General features: G+C 65.2%; 15 protein-coding genes. 10 read left to right on the top strand and 5 right to left on the bottom strand.

Annotated elements, in window-relative coordinates; genetic code table 11:
- Positions 1-21: 21 nt before the first annotated feature.
- Entirely contained in the window at positions 22-3,390 is a 3,369-nt protein-coding gene (gene recJ, locus GT613_RS00485; protein ID WP_161172461.1) for a single-stranded-DNA-specific exonuclease RecJ, read from the bottom strand.
- A gap of 870 nt (positions 3,391-4,260) precedes the next feature.
- Between recJ and GT613_RS00480 the strand changes: the two genes are divergently transcribed.
- Positions 4,261-4,983 (top strand): hypothetical protein, encoded by a 723-nt coding sequence (locus GT613_RS00480; RefSeq protein WP_226844191.1) that lies wholly within the window; start codon positions 4,261-4,263, stop codon positions 4,981-4,983.
- 168 nt (positions 4,984-5,151) lie between these two features.
- Here GT613_RS00480 and GT613_RS00475 read toward each other — a convergent pair whose 3' ends face one another.
- A complete protein-coding gene (locus GT613_RS00475; RefSeq protein WP_161172460.1) occupies positions 5,152-6,681 on the bottom strand; it encodes a helix-turn-helix transcriptional regulator in 1,530 nt (509 codons plus the stop codon).
- A 224-nt stretch (positions 6,682-6,905) separates the two neighbouring features.
- Here GT613_RS00475 and GT613_RS00470 point away from each other — a divergent pair, with 224 nt between their 5' ends.
- The 4 genes from GT613_RS00470 to GT613_RS00455 are packed head-to-tail and all read left to right on the top strand — an operon-like array spanning position 6,906 to position 11,727.
- On the top strand, positions 6,906-9,326 hold the full coding sequence (locus GT613_RS00470) for a DMSO/selenate family reductase complex A subunit (RefSeq protein ID WP_161172459.1): 2,421 nt from the start codon (positions 6,906-6,908) through the stop codon (positions 9,324-9,326).
- Between the two features lie 3 nt (positions 9,327-9,329).
- On the top strand, positions 9,330-9,947 hold the full coding sequence (locus GT613_RS00465; RefSeq protein WP_161172458.1) for a 4Fe-4S dicluster domain-containing protein: 618 nt from the start codon (positions 9,330-9,332) through the stop codon (positions 9,945-9,947).
- Position 9,948: 1 nt separating this feature from the next.
- On the top strand, positions 9,949-10,797 hold the full coding sequence (locus tag GT613_RS00460; RefSeq protein WP_114550654.1) for a DmsC/YnfH family molybdoenzyme membrane anchor subunit: 849 nt from the start codon (positions 9,949-9,951) through the stop codon (positions 10,795-10,797).
- Between the two features lie 33 nt (positions 10,798-10,830).
- The gene (locus GT613_RS00455; protein ID WP_114550655.1) at positions 10,831-11,727 is read left to right on the top strand and encodes a DmsC/YnfH family molybdoenzyme membrane anchor subunit; all 897 of its coding nucleotides are present in this window, start codon (positions 10,831-10,833) and stop codon (positions 11,725-11,727) included.
- A 169-nt stretch (positions 11,728-11,896) separates the two neighbouring features.
- Here GT613_RS00455 and GT613_RS00450 read toward each other — a convergent pair whose 3' ends face one another.
- On the bottom strand, positions 11,897-12,931 hold the full coding sequence (locus GT613_RS00450) for a helix-turn-helix transcriptional regulator (protein WP_161172457.1): 1,035 nt from the start codon (positions 12,929-12,931) through the stop codon (positions 11,897-11,899).
- 431 nt (positions 12,932-13,362) lie between these two features.
- Between GT613_RS00450 and GT613_RS00440 the strand changes: the two genes are divergently transcribed.
- The 3 genes from GT613_RS00440 to GT613_RS00430 all read left to right on the top strand — a co-directional run bounded on the left by GT613_RS00440 (position 13,363) and on the right by GT613_RS00430 (position 15,616).
- Complete coding sequence (locus GT613_RS00440) at positions 13,363-13,788, top strand: molybdopterin-binding protein (protein ID WP_114550657.1); 426 nt, start codon at positions 13,363-13,365, stop codon at positions 13,786-13,788.
- Between the two features lie 264 nt (positions 13,789-14,052).
- Positions 14,053-14,691 carry an RNA polymerase sigma factor gene (locus tag GT613_RS00435; RefSeq protein ID WP_114551554.1) on the top strand — a complete coding sequence of 213 codons (639 nt, stop codon included), beginning with the start codon at positions 14,053-14,055 and terminating at the stop codon, positions 14,689-14,691.
- Positions 14,648-15,616, top strand: a complete 969-nt coding sequence (locus GT613_RS00430) for a hypothetical protein (protein WP_271802332.1) — start codon at positions 14,648-14,650, stop codon at positions 15,614-15,616. The genes GT613_RS00435 and GT613_RS00430 overlap by 44 nt, the downstream gene beginning before the upstream one ends.
- 501 nt (positions 15,617-16,117) lie before the next feature.
- Here GT613_RS00430 and GT613_RS00425 read toward each other — a convergent pair.
- Positions 16,118-18,559 carry a ribonucleoside triphosphate reductase gene (locus tag GT613_RS00425; protein WP_114516461.1) on the bottom strand — a complete coding sequence of 814 codons (2,442 nt, stop codon included), beginning with the start codon at positions 18,557-18,559 and terminating at the stop codon, positions 16,118-16,120.
- 362 nt (positions 18,560-18,921) lie between these two features.
- Here GT613_RS00425 and GT613_RS00420 point away from each other — a divergent pair, with 362 nt between their 5' ends.
- Together GT613_RS00420 and GT613_RS00415 are read left to right on the top strand one after the other, a co-directional pair.
- Positions 18,922-19,539 (top strand): pyridoxamine 5'-phosphate oxidase family protein, encoded by a 618-nt coding sequence (locus tag GT613_RS00420; protein ID WP_161172456.1) that lies wholly within the window; start codon positions 18,922-18,924, stop codon positions 19,537-19,539.
- Positions 19,540-19,542: 3 nt separating this feature from the next.
- Complete coding sequence (locus tag GT613_RS00415; RefSeq protein WP_161172455.1) at positions 19,543-20,265, top strand: anaerobic ribonucleoside-triphosphate reductase activating protein; 723 nt, start codon at positions 19,543-19,545, stop codon at positions 20,263-20,265.
- Between the two features lie 314 nt (positions 20,266-20,579).
- Here GT613_RS00415 and GT613_RS00410 read toward each other — a convergent pair whose 3' ends face one another.
- Positions 20,580-21,854 carry an MFS transporter gene (locus GT613_RS00410; protein ID WP_161172454.1) on the bottom strand — a complete coding sequence of 425 codons (1,275 nt, stop codon included), beginning with the start codon at positions 21,852-21,854 and terminating at the stop codon, positions 20,580-20,582.
- Between the last annotated feature and the right edge of the window lie 95 nt (positions 21,855-21,949).

Below are 21,949 nucleotides of genomic sequence, written 5' to 3'. Positions count from 1 at the left end.
TTTGGTCGTCCTCCCTATGCCCTAGCGCTCGCGCGCGTCGCCTGCCGCGTCACCCGGCAAAATGGGCCGCGACACGCGTATATGGAGGGTAGCAGAATCGCTCTTCATCGCCCAGTCCCGGAACGCGTGGAACACCTCGCGCTCCCCCAAACCTTCACGGTAGCGTACGCTGTCCGTCAACTCCACCTTGTCCTGCGTCTCCACCACGTGGATGGAGCGCGCCATGCCGTCGGCGCCGAACGCGGTGTGCGTCTCGATAAGCCCGAGCTCGCGAAACACCGCCACGCCGCACGCTGCCGAGGCGGGGCTGATAGGGAATGCATCGGTGCTGGCCGCCGCGGCCAGATCGGCGTTGCCCATGGTGAAGAAGCACTCGCCCATCTCTCGCTGCAGACTGCGCAGGCGGCGGTACACCTGGGCCAGGCAGTCGTGGTCGGGCGTCATGTCGCGCAGGATGCGCTCGTTGAGCGAGCAGTCGCCGCGGTTGAACAGTAGGTGGATGCCCGCGGGCTTGCCGTCGCGGCCCGCCCGGCCGCTCATCTGGTTGAACTCGATCTCGTTGAACGGCAGGTGGTACAGCACCACGTGGCGGATGTTGGGGATGTCCACGCCCTCGCCGAAAGCGGACGTGGCCACCAGCACCGACAGCGCGTCGGTGCGGAACAGCTCTTCGATGCGCTTGCGCTCGGCGCGTGCGAGGCCCGCGTTGTAGAAGCCGATGAGCGGCGCCAGCTGGGGCACCCGCTTGCGCAGAGCGCGCGCCACGGCAACCGACTGCTCGCGCGAGTTCACGTAGATGACCGTCTTGCCGCCCGACGCGATGAGATTCGCCAGGTAGTCGTCGCGGTTCTTGAGGTTGCGCTGGTCGTCCACCTCGAGGTTGGGACGCGAAGCCGGGTCGTACACGCAGGCGTCCACCGGCAGCTCGCGCTTGATGGCGGCCGCCACCTCGTCGTCGGCCGTGGCCGTAAGCGCCAGCACCGCGGGAGCCTCGCCGCCGGGCCCAGCCAGCTTCGCAATGGCGGCGCCGATGGTGGCGTAGGCCACGCGCTGGCCCGCCTTCGCCAGGCCGATATGGTGCGCCTCGTCCACCACGACGAAGCGCACGCGGCCCGCGGCCGCGAACTCGTCAGCGTGCCACGCAAGGAACTCGGGCGTGGTCAGCACGATGTCGTAGGTGCCGTCGGCCAGGCCCGCGAAGCCCTGGCGGCGCTCGTCGGGCGTGCTCTCGCCCGTCAGCGTGATCACGCCGATACCGAACGCGTCCAGCGCCTCGCGCAGGTGGAACGCCTGATCGGCGATCAGCGCGCGCAGCGGGTACACGAACAGGCTGGCCTCGTGGTTCGCCAGCGCGCGCGTGGCGGCGTGCACCTGGAAGGTCAGCGATTTGCCGCGCCCCGTGGCCATGATGCCCAGCGTGGAGCGCCCGGCGCGCAGATGCGCGAGGATCTCGCGCTGCGCGTCGTGCAGCGGCTTGTCGCCGATGATGGCGCGCACGACGGCCTGCTCGAGCGCCGCGGGGTCTTCCGCGGCCTTGCGCTCCCAGCAGGCGCGGTTCGCCGCGCGGGCCGCCTCGTAGGCCTCCACGTCCTCGGGGCGATGCGGCGCGTTCGCGCACAGCTCGGCGTCGCTCGTGGCGTACAGGTCGGCCACGAAGCTGAGGTTCTCGGGGTTGAGGCAGGCCTCCAGGGCGCCGCAGGTGCGCGCGGGAGCCAGCGACTGCAGCATGGCCTTCACCGACTTGCGGCCGCGCCATTCGTCGATCTGCACCTCGAACGCGGCGTTCACCACGCTGTCGGTGCGCATGAGCGATTCGATGTCCGAGCAGTGGAACATGATGCCCGACACCGTGGCGCGCCCGTCGGACAGCGAGCACGAGAAGTGGTTCTTCTCGGCGCCCACCGCGCGGCAGTTCGCCAGCATCACGTCGCGCGCCAGGTACACGGGCACGGGATGCTCCTGGCCGAACGGCGCCAGCTTGTCCAGTTGCGCCACGTTGTCCAGCGTCAGCTCATCGAGGCTGACGCACGAGTCGATTTCCACGAGCGGATGGAACGCGCCCTCGGGCAGCGCGTCCATGTAGGCGCACAGGCGCCGCTCGAACTCCGGCAGCTTGTCGGCCGGCAGCGTGACGCCCACGGCCGCATCGTGCCCGCCGAAGCGCGTGAGCAGGTCGGATGCGCTTTCCACAGCCGAGAACAGGCTGACCTGGCCCACGCTGCGGCCGCTGCCGCGCGCTTCGTCGCCGTCGATGGTGAACAGCAGGCTGGGCACGCCGTACGTGTTCACCAGGCGGCTTGCCACGATGCCCTTCACGCCCTCGTGCCAGCTCTCGCCCGACACCACCAGCGCGCGCTGGCCGTGGTAGATCTCGGCGGCCTGCGCCTTCGCGATCTCGGACAGCTCGGCTTCGATGGCGCGGCGCTGATCGTTCACCGATTCCAGCTTCGTGGCCAGGCGGTTCGCCTCCTCGAAGTCGTCGGTCATCAGCAGGTCGAGCGCCAGCTGCGCGTCGCCCATGCGGCCGGCGGCGTTGAGGCGCGGGATGACGGAGAAGCTGAGGTTCGTGGCGCTGACGGGCTTGTCGGCCGCGCCGCTGGTGGCCAGCAGCGCGGCGATGCACGGGCGCGGCGCGGCGTTCATGCGCGCGATGCCGTCGGACACGAGGGCGCGGTTCTCGTCGCGCATGGGCATGAGGTCGGCCACCGTGCCCAGCGTGGCGAAGTCGGTGAAGTCGCGCCATAGGTGCGGCTGGCCCAGACGGCCGCCCAGCACCTGCACCAGCTTCAGGGCCACGCCCACGCCCGCCAGGATGGAGCTGGGGCAGTTCGCGTCGCACTTCGGATCGGCCACGGGCACGCCTTCAGGCACAAGGTCCACCGGCTCGTGGTGGTCGGTGATAGCCAGGCCCAGACCCGCCTCCACCACGGCCGCGGCCTCCGCCTTGCAGGCGATGCCGCAGTCCACCGTGACGATGAAGTCGGGGCCGAACGAGCACGCGCGCGTGATGGCGGCCTGCGACAGCGCGTAGCCCTCTTCGAAGCGCAGCGGGATGAACGGCGTGGCCTGCGCGCCGCGGGCGCGCAAACCGCGGGTGAGCACGGTGGTGGCCGAGATGCCGTCGAGATCGAAGTCGCCGAACACGAGGATGTGGTCGCCGCGCTTGACGGCGGCTTCCAGGGCATCGGCCACGTCGGACAGGCCGGGGATGATGTAGGGGTCCAGCCAGTCGCGCTCGAGCGACGGCGCGAGGAAACGGTGAACCGCAGCGGGGTTGTCGATGCCGCGGGCGACCAGCGTCGCTGCGATGAAGCGGGGCAGACCGAGTTCGCGCTCCAGGCGCACGACGGACGCGGGGTCGGCCGCTTTGATCTTGAACTGGGCAGACATGGCTCTCATACCTCACATGCGCGAATTCGAATAGTTCACGTCCCATTGTCCCACAATCGCACGGCGAAGTCACCGGCAAAGGAGCGGGCGGCGCGGGCGGGATCCCGCGATCCCGCATCCCAACCCCAGGATCCCGCGATCCCGCTGCGAACGCACATCTCCGCGACCCCCGCCGACCATACTTCGCCGTTGTGGGCGCAAAACGGCACCCATGACAATTTCCAGCGCGATTCTTCGACGCTTCAACGCCTACAGCTAGCAAAACCCCAGGTGGTGAACAACCCGCATGCCCGTCCTTCGGTAAAATCGCCATCAGAATTGCCATGGGTGGCCTTTTGCGCCCACGAACACCGGGGCGCTCCAATCGAATCGCCCGCATGACGGCATGCAGGCGCCTGGGCGAGCGGCGCGCCGATCTAGCGGAAACCTCGCACGGCCCTAGCGCGAATCTAACGGAAATTCCACGCGGATCTAGCGCCGATCTAGCGCGCTTCTCACGTGAATCTAACGTATAACGCCTGATCAAACATCATTTTTGCTCTTCCATTACCCGGCTTGCCATGGTACGCTGGACGCATGGAAATCGTTCTCGGACATACCTCGTCGATGGAGTTCTGGCGCGCCAAGCGCTCGCATTCCCAAACGCGCGCGCTGCTCGCTCGCCGCGGCGAGCCTCGGAGCTTTCGCTCGGATTCGCCTGACGTAGCCAAGCCGAGCGCAGGCGATTTGGAACGGCTCGAGCGCATCGGGCTCGCGCAACACGCGAACCCCGCGCACTTTATCGTCCCCAACGCGCTTTCACGCGTGCGCACTGCACGCATAACCTGCAGCGTGTTCGACCGAAGGATTCCCTCATCGGCTTTCGTCAACGTGGGCGACGGGGTGTTCGTCGCCTCGCCCGAACTGTGCCTGCTGCTCGAAGCCCGCACGGCCGCTTTAGCGAACCTCGTCGAAACGGGCTACGAGTTCTGCGGACGATACCGGCTGCCTGCCCTGCCAGACGGCAACATGGCACCCGACCAGCTCCCCCTGACCTCCGTGCCGAAGCTGCAGTCGCTCCTCTCCCGCACGCAAGATGTCAACGGCGTCGGCGCGGCGAGAAAAGCCGTTCCGCACATACTCCAGAATTCGGAATCGCCCAAAGAATCGCAGCTTTCCATGCTCAGCAGCTTTCCGGGACGCCTCGGCGGCTACGGGTTTCCCCCGGCAACGCTGAACCACCCTGTGCGCATCTCGGAGAACGCGCGCGGACGGGACGTGGGCCGAATATGCCGCTGCGACCTGTTCTGGCCCGACGCGAAACTCGATGTCGAGTACGACAGCCGGCTGCACCATGCAGGGGAGGCCGAGCAGGAGAAGGACTCGGCTCGCAGAACCGCGTTGGCGTACGCGGGCATCCTCGTCATCACCGTTTCAAGCGACCAACTGCACACGAGGTCGGAAATGGACAAGGTCGCCCATGCGATGGCGAAACGGCTGGGAACGAGATGTCGCTCCCGAGCGCACGATTGGGAACTCAAGCAGATCAGACTACGATCTCAGCTGCTTGGCACCACGCGACCGGAAATGCTGGGCGCAAAACGGCACCCATGACAATAATCGGACGCTTAAAGCGCGCTCGCCCGACGCGCCGTCGGCAAAAGGCCTGGTCGCGTTTCGCAACGAAGCCGAAGCGACGCGCCAACCGCCACCAAAATTGCCATGGGAAGCCATTTGCGCCCACGAAGCAAGCATCCTCCCAGCTCGGACGTCGCGCTTCCCCTACATCTGGTCGATCAGGACCAGCAGCTCCTGCTTCTTGTGGATGTCGAGCTTGGCGTAGATGCGCTTCGAGTGGGTCCGCATGGTGTTCTCGGAAATGAACAGCATCTCGGCGATGGCCGGGCCCGAGTAGCCGCGCACGAGCAACTCCATGACCTCGGCCTCGCGGCTGGACAGACCGTACAGCTCGCTCAGGCGCTTGCAGCGCTTCGACACGCGATCGGCAAGCTGCGGCCCCGTGGCAGCGCCGGCCGGCGCTCCCACGTCGCGGGAGCGCACCGCCTGCGTCACGGCGATCTCGGCCGACGTCTCCTTCTGCGGCGCCTTCGGCGTGAGCATGAGGAACTCCAGGCGGTTCGTGTGCAGCTTGCCCACCTTGCGCCCCACCAGCGCGATCAGCAGCATCACGTACAGGGCCACCAACGCCACGAACGACAGCTGCTCCACGCCAAGCGCCGCCGCACTGCCCGAGGCGTAGCCCACCAGGTAGCCGCACATCTGCATGAAGTAGGTGATGGTGCCGTAGAACGCGAAGATGAACACCGGGTTGATGCCGCTATCGCGCGAGATCTGGCCGCAATGCATCATCATGAGCACGCACGCCAGCATGAAGCACGCGTACGTCACGCCGCTTCCCACCGTGGTGAACTCGCCTCCCGCGAACGGCAGCACGATGAGGCACGTCGCCGCGATGGGAAACAGCACGCGGAACACGCTCATGAGGTCCACGTGGATGGTGCGCCGCCTCCATGCCCCGTAAAACACGGCCACCACAGCCAGCAGCGCGGACATCGAGAAGATGTTGATGGTGCTGAGCAGCTCCTGGTGCGTGACCGCGATGAAGCGGATGGCGCCCGAGCAGAACCCGAGCGCGCCCACCGACAGCGCCGGCAGGAAGCTTTCGCACAGCGCGTTCTTGTACACCACCGCGTGCTCGCGCGGCACGTCGTCGAACATGGGCTGCTGCGCGTCCGTCGCGTGCGCGGCGATCCACAGGCACAGCCCCGCCAGCGGCACCAGCACCAGGGGTATAAGGTAAGCGGTGAGAGCCGTGGGGATGAAGCACAGGAAGAAGTACAGCAGCGCCGAGAACCCGGTGCCCTTGATGAGCGCGAGGTTGCCGCGCGCGCTGTCGAGCGAGGCGAACACGCGCTGCCAGCTCATGAGGTAGCCCGCCGACCCCACGCCGATGAGCGCCGCCGCGCCCACCACCAACGCCAGCGCAAGCGATTCCAGGTACATGGCCCCCACCAGCATGAGCGGCCCGAACGCAAGCGGCGCCGAGAACGCCAGCACATGCGCCCCGCGGGAGAGGCCGGGACGCGCCCACGTGAAGGCCATGGCCGCGCAGAACGCCAACCAGAACACGGCGATCTGCACCGTGTAGAATACGATGGTGGTGAGCGACGTCTGGCAGAACGCAGGCAAGTAGGGGTAGATGCCGCCCCAGATGGACGTTGCGTTGATGGACAGAAACGTCGCGTACCCGAAGCTTGGCACGTCCGGTTTCAATGCTGATGGAGCGCGCATGTGCGAGAGTCCCCCTCCGTTTGCCGTAGGGTCATTCTAGCAGACGCACCGGGGACGGCCGGCGGACATGGTGACACGGTGATGCATTTGAACTGGGAAAATAGAAATATCACAACATTCTGGTGACAACATCGCAAGCGGCGAGCACCTATAGTTCACCGCAGACGGAGAGGCCGCGCCACCGCATGAGCGGCCTCGCATGAAACGAGAATGGAGGGGGTTGCATGTCAACAGATCGCACTGCGCTGACCCGCCGCACGTTCGTCGCATCGGCCGGAGCGCTGGGAGCGCTGGCCACCTGCGGCACCGCGGCGAACACGCTGTACGCGTCGGCGCCGCAGGCGTTCGGCGACGGGAGCGGCGACGGCGAGAGCATCGTATGGACGCACTGCCACGTCAACTGCGGAGGAGCCTGCGTGCTGCAGTGCCACGTGCAGGACGGCGAGTTGAAGTACGTCGAATCGGACAACACCGGCGACGCGTCGTTCGGAGCCGTAGAGGCGCGCGCCTGCTTGCGCGGACGCTCCATCCGCCCGTGGCTGGGCAGCGCCGACCGCCTGAACTACCCCATGAAGCGCGTCGAGGGCACGAAGCGCGGCGACGGCCAGTACGAGCGAATCAGCTGGGACGAGGCACTCGACACCATCGCCAGCGAGTTCAAGCGCATCACCGAGAAATACGGCAACGAGAGCGTGTTCATCCAGGAATGCTCGGGCGTGGAGCAGAACATCATGATGAACAACCCGTTCTTCCGCCTGTTCAACCTGCTGGGCGGCGAGGTCACCCGCTACGGCAGCTACTCGAGCGCCGCCATCAGCTTCGGCGCCGTGCCGTACACTTACGGCAAGTCGTGGGGCAACCGCTCGCTCAAGACCATCCAGGAAGGCGAGCTGGTGGTGATGTTCGGCTTCGCGCCCAACGACATGCGCATGGCCGGCGACGGCCCGGGTTACGACCTCAACGTGATGCGCGAGACGAAGAACGCCCGCGTCATCGTCATCGATCCGCGCCGCAACGAGACGTGCACGAACCAAGGAGCCGAGTGGATCCCCATCGTGCCGGGCACCGACGCCGCGCTCGTGGCGGGCATCGCGCACGAGTTGATCACGAAGGACCTCGTGGACCTCGACTTCCTGCACACGTACTGCATGGGCTTCGACGAGGAGAGCATGCCCGAGGAGGCACGCGGCAAGAACCTGTCGTACCGCGACTACATCATGGGCACCGGCTATGACAAGGTGGAGAAGACGCCCGCATGGGCCGCTTCCATCACGAAGATCCCGGCCGAGCGCATCGTGAAGCTGGCGCATGAGATCGCCGAGTCCGACCCGTGCTACATCTGCCAGGGTCTCGGGCCGCAGCGCCACACCAACGGCGACAACGCCGCGCGCGCCATCATGGTGCTTCCGCAGCTGGTGGGCCAGGTGGGCAAGCCCGGCACCACGTCCGGCGGCACTATCGGCAACGACGATATCGGCCTGAACTCGCTGCCCACGGGAGACAACCCCATCAAGACGAAGTTCCCGAACTTCTTGTGGCCCGAAGCCATCCGCGACGGCGCGAAGCTCACCGCCACAAACGCCGGCATCCAGAATGCCGAAGGCCTCAAGACGGGCATCAAGTTCCTCGTGAACTACGGTAACAACATGATGGCCAACCAGAACGCCGACATCAACTTCACCACCGACATCCTGCGCGACGAGAGCCTGTGCGAATTCATCCTGCAGTACGACGTTGCGTGGACCGCCTCGTGCAACTGGGCCGACATCGTGCTGCCCGACCTCACCCCGCAGGAAACGTACAGCCTGACGGCCGCCGGCGAGAGCAACGATGTGGAGGGCATCCGCTTCGGCCTGCCCCTCTACGAGCCGAAGTTCGAGCGCCGCGAGGTGTACGAAGTGTGCGGCGAGCTGGCGAAGCGCCTGGGCGTATATGACGAGTACTCCGAGGGCGGCATGACGCGCGAGGACTGGTGCCGCAAGCTCTACGATGAGCTGCGCGAGGATAAGCCCGAGCTGCCCACGTACGACGAAGGCGTGAAGATGGGCGCGTTCACCTACGACATCGAGCCCTCGACCGAGGTGGACAAGTACATCCTCGACCCTGAGGCGAACCCGCTGAAAACCGCCACGGGCAAGATTCAGATCTACTCTCCAGAGCTGGCCGAGATGGCCGAGACCTGGACGCTCCAGGAAGGCGACGTGATCTCCCCCATCCCCGTGTATTATCCGGGCTTCGACGGGCCCGACTCCACCACCGACGAGTACCCGTTCCAGATCGTGGACTTCCACCACAAGGGCACGACGCACTCGACGTACGCCGCCAACGAGGTGCTGCACAAGATGTCGCCGTTCCAGGCATGGATCAACCCGATCGATGCCGAGCGCCAGGGCATCGCCGACCTCGACCCCGTCCGCCTCGTCAGCGCGCAGGGCGAGATCCGCACCACGGCTAAAGTGACGAACCGCGTGATCCCCGGCGTCATCATGTACCCGCAAGGCGCGTGGCACAACGCCGACATGCAAGGCGACCGCGTGGACCACGGCGGATGCAGCAACACGTTGACCAGCCGCCATTGCGCCCCGGTGTCGAAGGGCACAGGCCAGCACAGCGTGATCGGCACGATCGAGAAAGTGGAGGGGTAAACCATGACGCAATACGGATTTTACTTCGACGCGACGCGCTGCACGGGCTGCAAGACGTGCGAGGCCGCGTGCCGCGATTACCACGACCTGCCGCTTGAGCTGTCGCACCGTCACGTGTACGAGCTGGAAGGCGGCTCGTGGAGCCAGGCGTCCGACGGCACCTGGACCACGGATTCCTACACCTACTACACCTCGTTCTCGTGCAGCCACTGCGCGAACCCGGCCTGCATGCACGTGTGCCCCACCGGCGCCATGCATAAAGACGACAACGGCATCGTGTCGGTTGACGCTCATCGCTGCATCGGCTGCGGCTACTGCGAGCTGGCCTGCCCCTACGGCAACCCGCATGTCGACCGCACCAAGGGCCATAGCGTCAAGTGCGACGGCTGCGCCGAGCGCGTGGCCGCGGGCAAGCAGCCGGTATGCATGGAAGCTTGCTCGATGCGCGCCATCGAATTCGGCCCGATGGACAGCCTGCCGAGCGGCGGCGCGCCAGCCGCCGTGGCTCCGCTGCCCGATCCTAGCGTGACTTCGCCGAACTTCCTTATCAAAGCCTGCGCCTCGTCGCAGCCGTGCGGCTCCACGTCGTGCGTCGTCGCCAACGCCGCGGAGGTGAAATAACATGGGAACCGGATTCGAGCACACCGCGCTGGCGGTGTTCACCACCCTGGCGCCGATGGGAGCCGGGGCATTCATCGCACTGGCCTACGCGTTCATCGCCGGCGCCCCCGACGAGACCGCCGCGAAGCGCCTCGATTGCTGGACGGCCCTGCCGCTCGCCGTTCTGGCGGCGGGTTTCCTCGGCGCCTTCATGCACCTCGCAAGCCCGCTGAACGCCTTCGGCGTGTTCGCAGGCATCGGCTCCTCCCCTCTGTCGAACGAGATCCTCGTCGGCGTGGTGTTCGCAGCGGTCGCCGTGGTGTACTGGGCGCTGGCCCTTGCCGGAAAGCTGTCGTCTACGCTGCGCAAAGCGCTGCTCGTGGCGCTGGCGGCTCTGGCCGTGGTGTTCGCCGCCTTCTGCGGGTTGGCCTACATGATGTACACTATCCCCACGTGGAACACGCCGCTGTCCATCGTTCAGATGATCGGCTACCTGCTAGCAGGCGGCACGGTGCTGGGCTTCTGCACCGTGGGTTTCGCCCAGGTGGGCTTGCCGAAGGGAGCGGGGACCGTTGCGCTTGCGCTGACGCTGGTCGGCGTTGCGGTGGGCACCGTGGGCTTCGGCATGCAGATCGCAGGGCTCGACGCCATCCGCAACATCTGGTCGTCGGCCGCCGAGCTGGTGCCGGCCATCTGGCTGCTGCTGGGCGCGTTCGCAGCGTGCGGCCTCGTCGCTGCCGGCCTGACGCTCGCCGCGGCGAAGAAGGCGTTCGCGCCGGCGCTCATGGCGACGGCATGCGTCGTCGTCGCGGTGGGGATATTCCTGGCGCGCATCGGATTCTACGGCTTGTACATGGGCATCGCGCTGTAACGAGGCGCGACAACTGAAGGGGGCAACGGCAGCATGGAGACGGCGCTCAACGAGATCACCCTCGTGCTGTTCACCACCATAGCTCCGGCGGGCGTCATGGGGTACCTCACCATGGCGCTCGCCATCGTGTTGTCCCGCGACGAGGAGCGCGCCGCCGCCATCAGCCGCTATCTCGTGGTGCCGCTCGTGCTGGCCATCTCCGGCCTCATCGCGTCGGCTACCCATCTGGGAACGCCAGCGAACGCGCTGTACGTAATCACCGGCATCGGCCGCTCGCCCCTGTCGAACGAGGTGGTGGCCGCCGTGGCGTTCCTCGCGCTGGGCGGCGTGTACTGGATCCTGTCGTTCCGCGACGACCTGCGGCGGCCTTTCCGCGTCGCGTGGCTGGCAGCCACCGCGGCGGCGGGCTTCGTGTTCGTGGGGTATATCGCCGTGGCGTACTCGGTGCCCTCGGTTCCCACCTGGAACCTGCCCACCGCGCCGCTGACGCTATGGCTGAACGCTCTGTCGAGCGGACCGCTGGTGGGGCTGTTCGGGTTGCTGCTGGCACGCCAGGAGCCGAATAGGGGCATGGTGGCGGCGCTGCTGGCGCTGGTCGCGCTGGCCGCGGCCGTGAACGCCGCAGTGCTGGGGATGCAGTGGCAGGAGCTGCCCGGCATCGTGACCACCACCACGCGCGCCGTCGACCTGGTTCCCGCGATGCCGCTGGCCATCGGAGCGTACGCCGCATGCGAGGCCGTCGCCGTCGCGCTGGGCGGCATCGGCGCGCTGCGGCGCGTCATCGGCACGGGAGACGACCCTTTCGCAGCCGCGCAGCGTGCACGCATAGTGCGGCTGGCGCTGACGGGGGCGAGTGCCTTGCTGACGCTGGCCGCCTGCTTCGCTGTGCGATTCACGTTCTACGCGCTGCACATGACGTTGGGGGTGTAGGGTTCGCCGGGCGCTCGCCCACCGCAACGCGCATAGCGCCCAAAACGAGACGAACAACTTGGACGCAAAACGGCACCCATGTCAATAATCGATCGCCTAAAGCGTGCTCGTCCGGCACGTCGTCAGCAAAAGGCCTGGTCGTGTTTCGCGACGAAGCCGAAATAGCACGCTAAGAACCATCGAAATTGTCATGGGTGCCCGTTTGCGCCCAGCAGGGGCGAAGGCTACCGCTCGAATACACTTCCCCCATGCGGGAGGCGTCGTAGCCGACGATGGAGCCGATCTCTTCGCGGAAGGGGCGCGTGCGGGCGAGCTTCGCGATGGCATCGACTGTGCGCTCGCAGCCGGGACGCTTCGCCAGCACGATGTCGAGCCACTCGTCTTGCAGCGGGAGAAAGCCTACGCCTTCCACTTGGTGGAACACGCGTTCCGCACCGATTCCCACGTCGGCGGCGCCCCGAGCGACGAACGAGGCCATCGACAACGCCGAATTCGCCTCGCGCTCATAGCCCTCGATGGCCGCCCCCGAAACGCCGCGGCGCGCCAGCTGCTCGTCCAGCAGGATGCGCGACCCGCACCCGCATTCGCGGTTCACGAGGCGCACGCCCGGCTGCAGCAGGTCGTCCCAGGTGCGCAGGCTCTTCGGATTGCCCTTCGCCACGATGAGCCCTTGGCGGCGGCGCACAAGGCGTACCACCTTCAGCGGGACTCCCGGCAGCAGCCGCTTCACCGCGGCGACGTTGTACGAGTCGGTCTCGCCGTCGTACAGATGCGTGAGCGCCGCGTGGACCTCCCCGCGGTACAGGTCGACCAGCGCGTTGTAGCTGCCCTCGTAGATGCGGTCCACCGCGGTGTTCGTGGCTCCCAGGTAGTTCGCCAGGATGTCGCCCACGATGTCGTTGCCGGCCAACACGAATGGGCCGGAGGCCGACTGCGAACCCGATCGGGACGCCGAGACCGCAGTCGGGGCAGGGGCCGGAGCCGACACGGCCGCGCACGGCAGGGCGGCAGCCGTCACCGCAGCGGTCTTCGCGCGCTTCGAACGCGCGATGTAGTTCTCCACGTCGCCCATGGTGAAGCGCATCTTGCGGCCGACGTGGTACGACGCCAGCTCGTCGGCCTTCACCAACTTGTAGACCGAGCTGCGGCTCACCTGCAGCAAGCCGGCCACCTCGTCCGCCGTCAACGCGTCGTCGTTGCGCATGCCGCCTCCTCCGTCAGTCGTCGATACCCCACAGCTTCTTCAACTCGCGGTTGATCTCGTTCGCGTTCGCCGGAATGCCCACGTCGTACGGCATCGGCGATCGCAAGCCCGCTCGTCACGGGATCGCGCTTTGTCACGTTGCGGCCGTCCACGAGATACCGCACGGTCACCCATTCTCGAAATCATCCTCATGCACATATAATCTTCTTCTCAGTATAAACCCTATCGGGCGTGGCGCAACGCACAAGCTTCATGACCCCTCCACGGATTCGCATGGTTTCGTACACGAGAATGCACGAGCTTGAACGAAACGACACGAACCGGAGTCATTTCCCACGGACTTCTTCCACACCGCGTCCGAACCCGCGACACTGTGACCATGTCGAACGGGCTCCGCAGAAGCCGGAAGCCCCCAACGAAAGGAACCTGCTATGAAGATATCCGCTCGCAACCAGCTCAAGGGCACCGTCTCCGCCATCGCCGAGGGCGCCGTGAACGGCGTCGTTTCCATCGACCTGGGATCTACCGTGGTCAAAGCCGACATCACCATGGAAGCCATCAACGATCTGGGCCTCAAAGAGGGCACCGACGCAATGGCCATCATCAAGGCCAGCAACGTGATGTTCGCCGCCGGCTCCGAGCGCATCCAGGGCATCTCGGCCCGCAACCAGATCGCCGGAACGATCGCGTCCGTGAAGAAGGGCGCCGTGAACGGTCATGTGACCATCGAGACCCCCGAGGGCGCACGCATCATGGGCTCCATCACGAACGAGGCCATCGAGGATCTGGGTCTCGCCGAGGGTGCTGCCGCGCTCGCCATCGTGAAGTCCACCGACGTCATCGTGGGCGTGGAGTAACCGCTTCCATAGCATCTGCGAGCGACGCTCGCACCCGCAAGGCCGCGTCCCGCACGCGGCCTTGCTGCATTTCCGGATCCCCTTTCCGTTCCGCGCTTTGCGCGGCGCTCTCTTTCCTTCCCGTTCCAAACCATCGACGCAGCCTTCGCGGATTCGAGGCTGCGCGCACGCCGCCCGCGAAGCGCATTCGCTCAAACGAACTTTTTCGCCTTCCTCAGAACAATCTCACACTCTAGCCCGTATTGTTACCAGAGAGGTGAATGCATGCGCTTGCCGTTCCAGCGAAAAAACCAGCCCGCCGCAGCCCGCGACAGCCCGAAACCGCTTCGATCCGACGCGTTCTTGCTCGAGGCCATGGACGCGTGGGGCGATGTCGTGTATCGCGTCGCGCTGGCGCAGACCGGCTCGCCCAGCGACGCCGACGACGTGTTCCAGGACGTGTTCATGCGCCTGCTGGAAAACGACACCGCGTTCGAAAGCGACGAGCACCTGAAAGCCTGGCTGCTGCGCGTCACGGTGAACCGCTGCCGCGACTTGGCGCGCCTGACCTGGAACCGCCGCACGGAAGGCTTCACGCGGGAGCATGCCGACATCCCCGCCCCCGACGCGTTCGACGCCGACATCTGGGAGGTCGTGGGCGCGTTGCCGCCCGACCTGCGCATCCCGGTGCACCTGTTCTACGTCGAGGGCTACGCCACCGAAGAGATCGCGCGCATCACGGGATGTCGCCCCAGCACCGTGCGAACCCGCCTCCACCGCGCCCGCCAGCAGCTGCGCAGCATGCTAGAAGACGACCGCGGCCAACGCGAGTCGAGCCTTGCAAGCTGCCGCGACCCCCTATGCCGAAAGGAGCCGAACCGTGACCGATCCCCGCAACCCCGGCCCACGCCCAACCGTGGATGAGTACCGCACCATGATGCGAGGAACGCACGTCCCGGACCAGCTGAAACAAGCGACCCTGAGCGAAGCGGGCAGGCGCCGGGTCCGCAGCGCTAAAACCGTGCGGACACCCGTCCGAACAGGCGCGTCGGTCAGGCGACGCTCGGCGCTCGGGTTCGCCGTCGCTGCCTGCCTCGTGCTGGTCGCGGGAATCGGCGCAACGGCTTTCGCGATCAACGGCCCCGGCGGGTTCGGACCGGGGAAAACCGTAGAGCTGGAGTCCCAAGACTTCACGGGAGGCGGCGGCTACAGCGGTCCCTGGTACAACCCAGCCGACGACACGTTCTGGAGCTACGAATGGGCTGGATACAAGTATCATTTCCCTGTGCGGTGCGTCGGGAACAACATCGAATCCGTCACCTACGAAATCGAAGGCGAGCGCAGCTACTTCGAGATCATCGATAACACCGTCACCGCCGAGCAGCACGACAACGGCAAGCACGTGTTCAATTACACCAAGTCCGTTACGTTCGACTACGACCATCAGGAGTCGATCGACGACCAGCGTATCGTAGAAATCTACATCGGCTTCCCCCTTCCCGAAGAGGGGAAGGAAGCGTACGAATTGGCCCTTGCCGGCAAAAACTCGCTCGAAGCGAGCAGGCAGCTGAATACCGCCATCGAAAAAGGCGCGGCCCGGGAAATCTCGACCTCCCGATTGAAGCTCACCGCCACGTTCGCCGACGGCTCCATGCAAACGAAAACGTATCGCATCGCTCCGGTGCCCGATTTCGACGAACGATACGAGGCCTATTCCGATGCCCGTGCCGCATTTCAGAGCATCGAGCCTCCTTCAAGCGGCGCCTCCCAGCAGGAGATCGACGATTACCTCGGCAAGATGCCTCAAATGCCCAAGCTTTACAACATCACCGAGCTCAACGAAGGGTGAACGCCGCGTTGGAACCCGCGCGCCGCAGTATCTTTTTATAACCAATATAGTCATGGACAAAAAGTGCCGATTTTCTTTATCCTCTATGAAGATAAGGCAAAGCGGTGCGCTTCTCACCAGGCATGATGGGAATTGCCTGATGCTCGATCCCTCTCTTTTAGGTCAAAAAACTACAGAATACTATAGCTTTTTGTCCATGATGAATTGACTTATATTATTTTGCTGCGACCCAAACGCTCGCATTACCAGTCGCATGCTAGCATTGAGGAAGCGGTCGCCCCACCCGCAGGAAAGACTCGCGAAACAAACCGCGTCGACACGGTGCGCAGCAAAGCACCCGCAAGCTTTGCCATCCCCATACTGCACCTCCCCGCATGCAAAAGGGCCGGATCCTTCGATCCGGCCCGGAAGTTGCTGGGCGCTTGCTGCTGGTATGCTGATGCCGCGTTCGCGAATGTGGTGACGGGTACGCCCTGGTTTCAAACCGACCGAAGCCGGCGGTTAGGCGGTCACCTGCGCTTTCATCGCATTGACGTGCTGGAACACGGCGGCGGCGCCCGGGATCACGTCCACGGAGCCGTCGGCGGCCACGGACAGCAGCGTGGGCGCCTGCATGATGCGGTAGCGCTGCGCCAGCTCCACGTTCTCTTCGGCCAGCAGCTCCTCGTAGACGATGCCGGCGGCATCCATTTCAGCTGCGGCGAATTTGCAGTTCGGGCACGTCCGCGTGGCAATGAGGTAGAGGCCTGCGGGAAGCGTGCTGTGGTCGGGCGCAGAGGCTTTCTCGATGCCCGGAACCGTCACGTGCGAACCTGCCTGCCCGGCGGTCTCGGCCGCGGCCGTCACGGCTACGGCGCCGTCGCGCGTCAAATGCGAATGCCCCAAGTCGTACTCCACACGGTCGGCGAACTCCTGCGACTTGCCGTCGTTCCAGTTCTTCACCGGGCGGTAGTAGCCGGTGATGCGCGAGTACACCTCGGTCTCCTCGTGGCAGCACGGGCACTCGTACACCTCGCCGGCGATGTAGCCGTGGTTCTTGCACACCGAATACGTGGGTGACATGGTGTAATACGGCAGCTTGTAGTTCTCGGCGATCTTGCGCACCAGCGTGGCGGCCGCCTTCCAGTCGGGCAGCTTCTCGCCCAAGAAGGCATGGAACACGGTGCCGGACGTGTACAGCGTCTGCAGCTCGTCCTGCACGTCCAACGCGCTGAAGATGTCGTCGGTGAAGCCCACCGGCAGATGCGACGAGTTCGTGTAGTACGGCTTGCCCTGCTCGTTGGCCGTGATGATGTCGGGGAACTGCTCCTTGTCGTGCTTGGCGAAGCGGTACGTGGTGCTCTCGGCTGGCGTGGCCTCGAGGTTGTACAGGTCGCCGTACTGCTCCTGGTAGTCGGCCAGACGGGCGCGCATGTGGTTGAGCACGTCCTTCGTGAACGCCTGCGCCGGCTCCTGCGTCATGTCAGCGCGCAGCCACTGCGCGTTCAGGCACGCCTCGTTCATGCCCACCAGGCCGATCGTGGAGAAGTGGTTCTCGAACGTGCCCAGGTAGCGCTTGGTGTACGGGTACAAGCCCGCATCCAGCAGGCGCGTGACCACTTCGCGCTTCGTGTGCAGCGAGCGCGCGGAAACGTCCATGAGATGGTCGAGTCGACGGTAGAAGTCGGCTTCGTCGGCGGACAGATAGGCCAGGCGCGGCATGTTGATGGTGACCACGCCGATGGAGCCCGTGGACTCGCCGCTGCCGAAGAAACCGCCCGACTTCTTGCGCAGCTCGCGCAGGTCGAGGCGCAGGCGGCAGCACATGGAACGCACGTCGGACGGTTCCATGTCGGAGTTGATGTAGTTGGAGAAGTACGGAGTGCCGTACTTCGAGGTCATTTCGAACAGCAGCCGGTTGTTCTCGGTTTCGCTCCAGTCGAAGTCGCGCGTGATGGAGTACGTGGGGATTGGGTACTGGAAGCCGCGACCGTTCGCATCGCCTTCGATCATGATCTCGATGAAGGCCTTGTTCACCATATCCATTTCGACCTTGCAGTCGCCGTAGGTGAAGTCCATCTCCTTGCCGCCCACGATGGCCGGCTGATCGCGCAGGTCGGCCGGGCACACCCAGTCCAGCGTGATGTTGCTGAACGGCGCCTGCGTGCCCCAGCGCGAAGGCGTGTTCACGCCGAACACGAACGACTCGACGCACTGCTTCGTCTCTTCGTAGGTCAGGTTGTCGGCCTTCACGAACGGCGCGAGATACGTGTCGAAGCTGCTGAACGCCTGGGCGCCCGCCCATTCGTTCTGCATGATGCCCAGGAAGTTCACCATCTGGTTGCACAGGCTGGACAGATGGCTTGCCGGCTTCGACGTGATCTTGCCCGGCACGCCGCCGAGGCCCTCCTGGATGAGCTGCTTGAGCGACCAGCCCGCGCAGTAACCCGTCAGCATGGACAGGTCGTGCAGGTGGATGTCGGCGTTGCGGTGAGCCTTCGCCACCTCGTCGTCGTAGATCTCGCTGAGCCAGTAGTTCGCCGTGATGGCGCCCGAGTTCGACAGGATCAGGCCGCCGACGGAGTACGTGACCGTGGAGTTCTCCTTCACGCGCCAGTCTTCCACCTTGACGTACTGGTCCACGAGATCCTTGTAGTCCAGCAGCGTGGCGTTGGCGTTGCGCACCTTCTCGCGCTGCTTGCGGTACAGAATGTAGGACTTCGCCACGTCGGCGTACCCGGCCGTGGACAGCACCTCCTCCACGCTGTCTTGCACGTCCTCGACGCTGATGATGCCGTTTTTGATGCGCGGCTCGAAATGGGCGGTCACGTTGAGGGCCAGAAGGTCGATCGTGGACGGATGGTACTGCTTCTCCAACGCGTCGAACGCCTTGGCGATGGCGCTTGAGATTTTGGCTATATCGAATTCCGCGATCTTTCCGTCGCGCTTCTGGACCTCGTACATGCTTGCTCCTTTTGCTGTGGATTCGCTTCGTTTGCGCGGCAACTGCCAACCGTTCCGCGCCTCGCATGCGGCTTCAAACACCCTAGCAGCGTCCACCGGGCCAGTCAATGACTGTAATCCATATGTTGAATATGCCTCCACAATACACAACTATATATGGTAGATTTTGCCATCTGGGGTTTTGTGCGAGCTCTGGATGGAGCCCTTCGAAAAGCGACCTGCGGGTTTAGAACAAAGCACCGCGCGGGCCGTTTTGCAGATGCCCGACGCCGAAGCTTTCGGCGAGCGGCAACGCGTTTGATCGCAGGGCGCAGCGGGTTTATGATAGACCCCTGCGCAACCAACTAGAAGGAGCATCCGTCATGACCCGCTTCCCCCTGCGCCGAGCCGAGCGCGCGATGCCGCGCGACGAGGCGCTGGCCGTACTCGACGCCGCCGAGTTCGCCATCGTGTCCACCGTGGACGATGACGGCATGCCCTACGGCGTGCCGCTCTCCTTCGTGCGGCGAGGCGATACGCTGTACTTCCACGCCACAAACGAGGACGGGCACAAGACGGTCGATTTTCGTCGCGACGATCGCGTGTGCGCGACAGCGGTGACGGGCGTCGGGGCGTTCTTCGAAGACGGCGATTTCTCCACCAGCTTCCGGTCGGCCATGACATTCGGCCGCGTCCGCGAGGTCGTCGAAGCGACCGAGTTCAAACATGCGCTGGTGGATCTCTGCATGAAGTACGTGCCGGAGGCAAAGCGCAGTATCGGGAAAGCGATGGAGAAGGAAGGGCCGCACACGTCCGTGTGGGCCATCGACATCGAAGAGATAAGCGGCAAAGCGCATCCGGGGCCACGTGGCGATGCGTGCGGGGACGGGCGCACGGATGCCGCGGACGACGGCGGATGCGCCGGCACGGATGCCGGCAGGCAGGCGAACCCGGTCGCGGGCGCGGAACCAGTCGCCGCCCTCGGCGGCGAAGGAGCCTGAACCATGCGCATCGCCGGCTTGCAGAAGCTCACGCTGCTCGATTTCCCGGGCAAGACCGCGGCCACGGTGTTCACGCCGGGCTGTAACTTCCGTTGCCCGTTCTGCCACAACGCCGCCTTGGTGACGGGCGAGGCAGAGCGCGATGGCGCAGCCGCGGACAGCAGCGCCCTATCGATCGACGAGCTCTTCGCGTTCCTCGGCAAACGCCAGGGGCTGCTCGACGGCGTGTGCATCACAGGCGGTGAACCGTTGCTGCAGCCCGGTATCGATGAGTTCTGCGCTCGCGTGCACGAGCTGGGGTTCGCCGTGAAGCTGGATACGAACGGCAGCTTCCCCGGCCGCTTGCGCGCGCTTGTTGAGGAAGGCCTTGTGGATTATGCGGCCATGGACGTGAAGAACGCGCCAGAGCGTTACGCCGAAACCGTCGGCGTCCCCGCGTTCGACCTCGCGCCGGTGCAGGAGTCTCTCGACTTCCTGCGTTCGGGCGCGGTCCCCTACGAGGTGCGCACCACCGTGGTGCGCGAGCTGCACACAGCCGACGACCTGCGCGCGCTGGCTGCGTGGGTCGAAGGCGTACAAGCATGGCACCTGCAAAGCTTCATCGACGCGGAGAGCGTGCTGGGAGGTGAAGGTCGCTTCCACGCATGGGACCCCGACGACCTGCGGGCACTGCTGCCCGAGTTGCAGGCCGTCGTGCCGGGCGCTCAGCTACGCGGCGTGGACTAGGGCCGCGAGGGGCCGCGCCCTCGCATGCCGCAAGCACGCGCCTCTTGCGGATCCCGAATTCCGGCCGATCGAGGAACCCGCGGCACACGAACCGCTCAACACCCCGCGAAACCAGGCAGCGCATCGGAAACCGGAAATTTCGGCAGGAATCGACGCGATTCCGTCATCGAGAAAGCCCGCGCCCTTCGGCCTTTCCGCGTCCGGCTCCCTAACCAGGCCCGATACATCCAGGCAAAAGCTCTGTCTCGGCATAAAGCAACGAGTTCAGAAAGAGACGGCAGAATCCCGTCGAAAACTGCCAAAAATCAGGGTTTTCACCGCGCATCTGCGGCCCCCGGCACGGCTGCTTGCAGCTCGGCCAAGCCCTTCTTCAGCACGCGGAACGTAACCAAGCCGATGACGAATGCGATGGCCGCCGTGCCCAGCGCCACCGGCACGAGGTTGCCGCGCAGCGCGTCGAACAGGCCGCCGTAGATGAGCTGCCCCACGGGTTGCGCGCAGTTCGCCAGCGACATGGTAAGCGCGATCACCTTCCCCACCAGGTGGCCGGGCGTCTCGAGCTGCACGAACGAGATGGCTTGGATGCTGAACATCGTAGCGCACGCCATGGACACGAACAGCCCAGCCACCACCAAGCCGTACGCTGCCATCGCATCCATCTGCACGCCCAGCACCACGGCGATAGGCAGCAATCCCAAGGCCGCCACCAGCAGGAACAGCGGAGCGCGGCTGAGGCGCAAACGCCCGGCGAACACGCCCACCGAGATGCCGCCCGCCAAACCACCCAGCGCCAACGCACCTTCGGCGAAGCCCATGTACTGGTTCGGCAGGCCCAGGATCTGTGTGATCACAACCGGCGCGCCGATGAGGATGAACGCCGTCAGCGTGACGTTGATGCCCGCCACCAGGAAGATCACCTTGAGGATGACCGTGCGTTCGTGGCGCAGGAACGCGAAGCTCTCGGCGATGTCGTTCGCCACCGTGCGCACCACGCCCACGCCGCTGCGCTCGATAGCGTCGCGCGGGATGCGCACCACGGTGACGATGAGCACGGCGGAAACCGCGAACGCCACACCCGACACGAGCACCACCGGCTCGATGCCGAACAGGCCGAACAGCAGGCCGCCCAGCACCGGGCCCACGAGGCCCGACAGCGCGCTGATCTGGCTGACGACGGCGGTGGCGCGCACGATGCCGTCGCGCGGGACGATGAACGGCACCGCCGCCTGCACGGTGGGCTGGTACACGCTCTGCGCGGCGTACAGGACGATGAGCGCGCAGATGCACAGGCCGACGAGGTCGATGACGCCGTCGAGCGCGAGAAACGCCGCACACGTCGTCGCCAGAAGGATGTCGAGCGCCGCCATGATGCGCCGCTTGTTCACGCGATCGGCGGCCACCCCGCCGATGGGCGTCAGCACGATGTAGGGGATCCACGCGCAGGCCGACACCGCGCCCATGAGCGCAGCCGAGCCCGTTTGGTTCAGCACGTACAGCGGCAGGGCGAAGCGCAGCACAGCATCGCCGAACAACGAAGCAATCTGCGCGAAGATCACCGAAACGAACGATCGGTTGAGCAGGGTGTTCATGATTGTTCCTTTCTTTTACATACATTCGGTTGGTATGTATATTGGGTAAAAAAGAAGGTTGCCAGGCAACCAGGGTTCGCTAAGACATCGCAAGA

It is taken from the genome of Eggerthella sp. BIOML-A4, from assembly GCF_009875575.1.
In the GTDB taxonomy this organism is placed as follows: domain Bacteria; phylum Actinomycetota; class Coriobacteriia; order Coriobacteriales; family Eggerthellaceae; genus Eggerthella; species Eggerthella lenta.
Note: the sequence above shows the minus strand (reverse complement) of the source record. Positions and strands in the feature narration are given on the sequence as shown.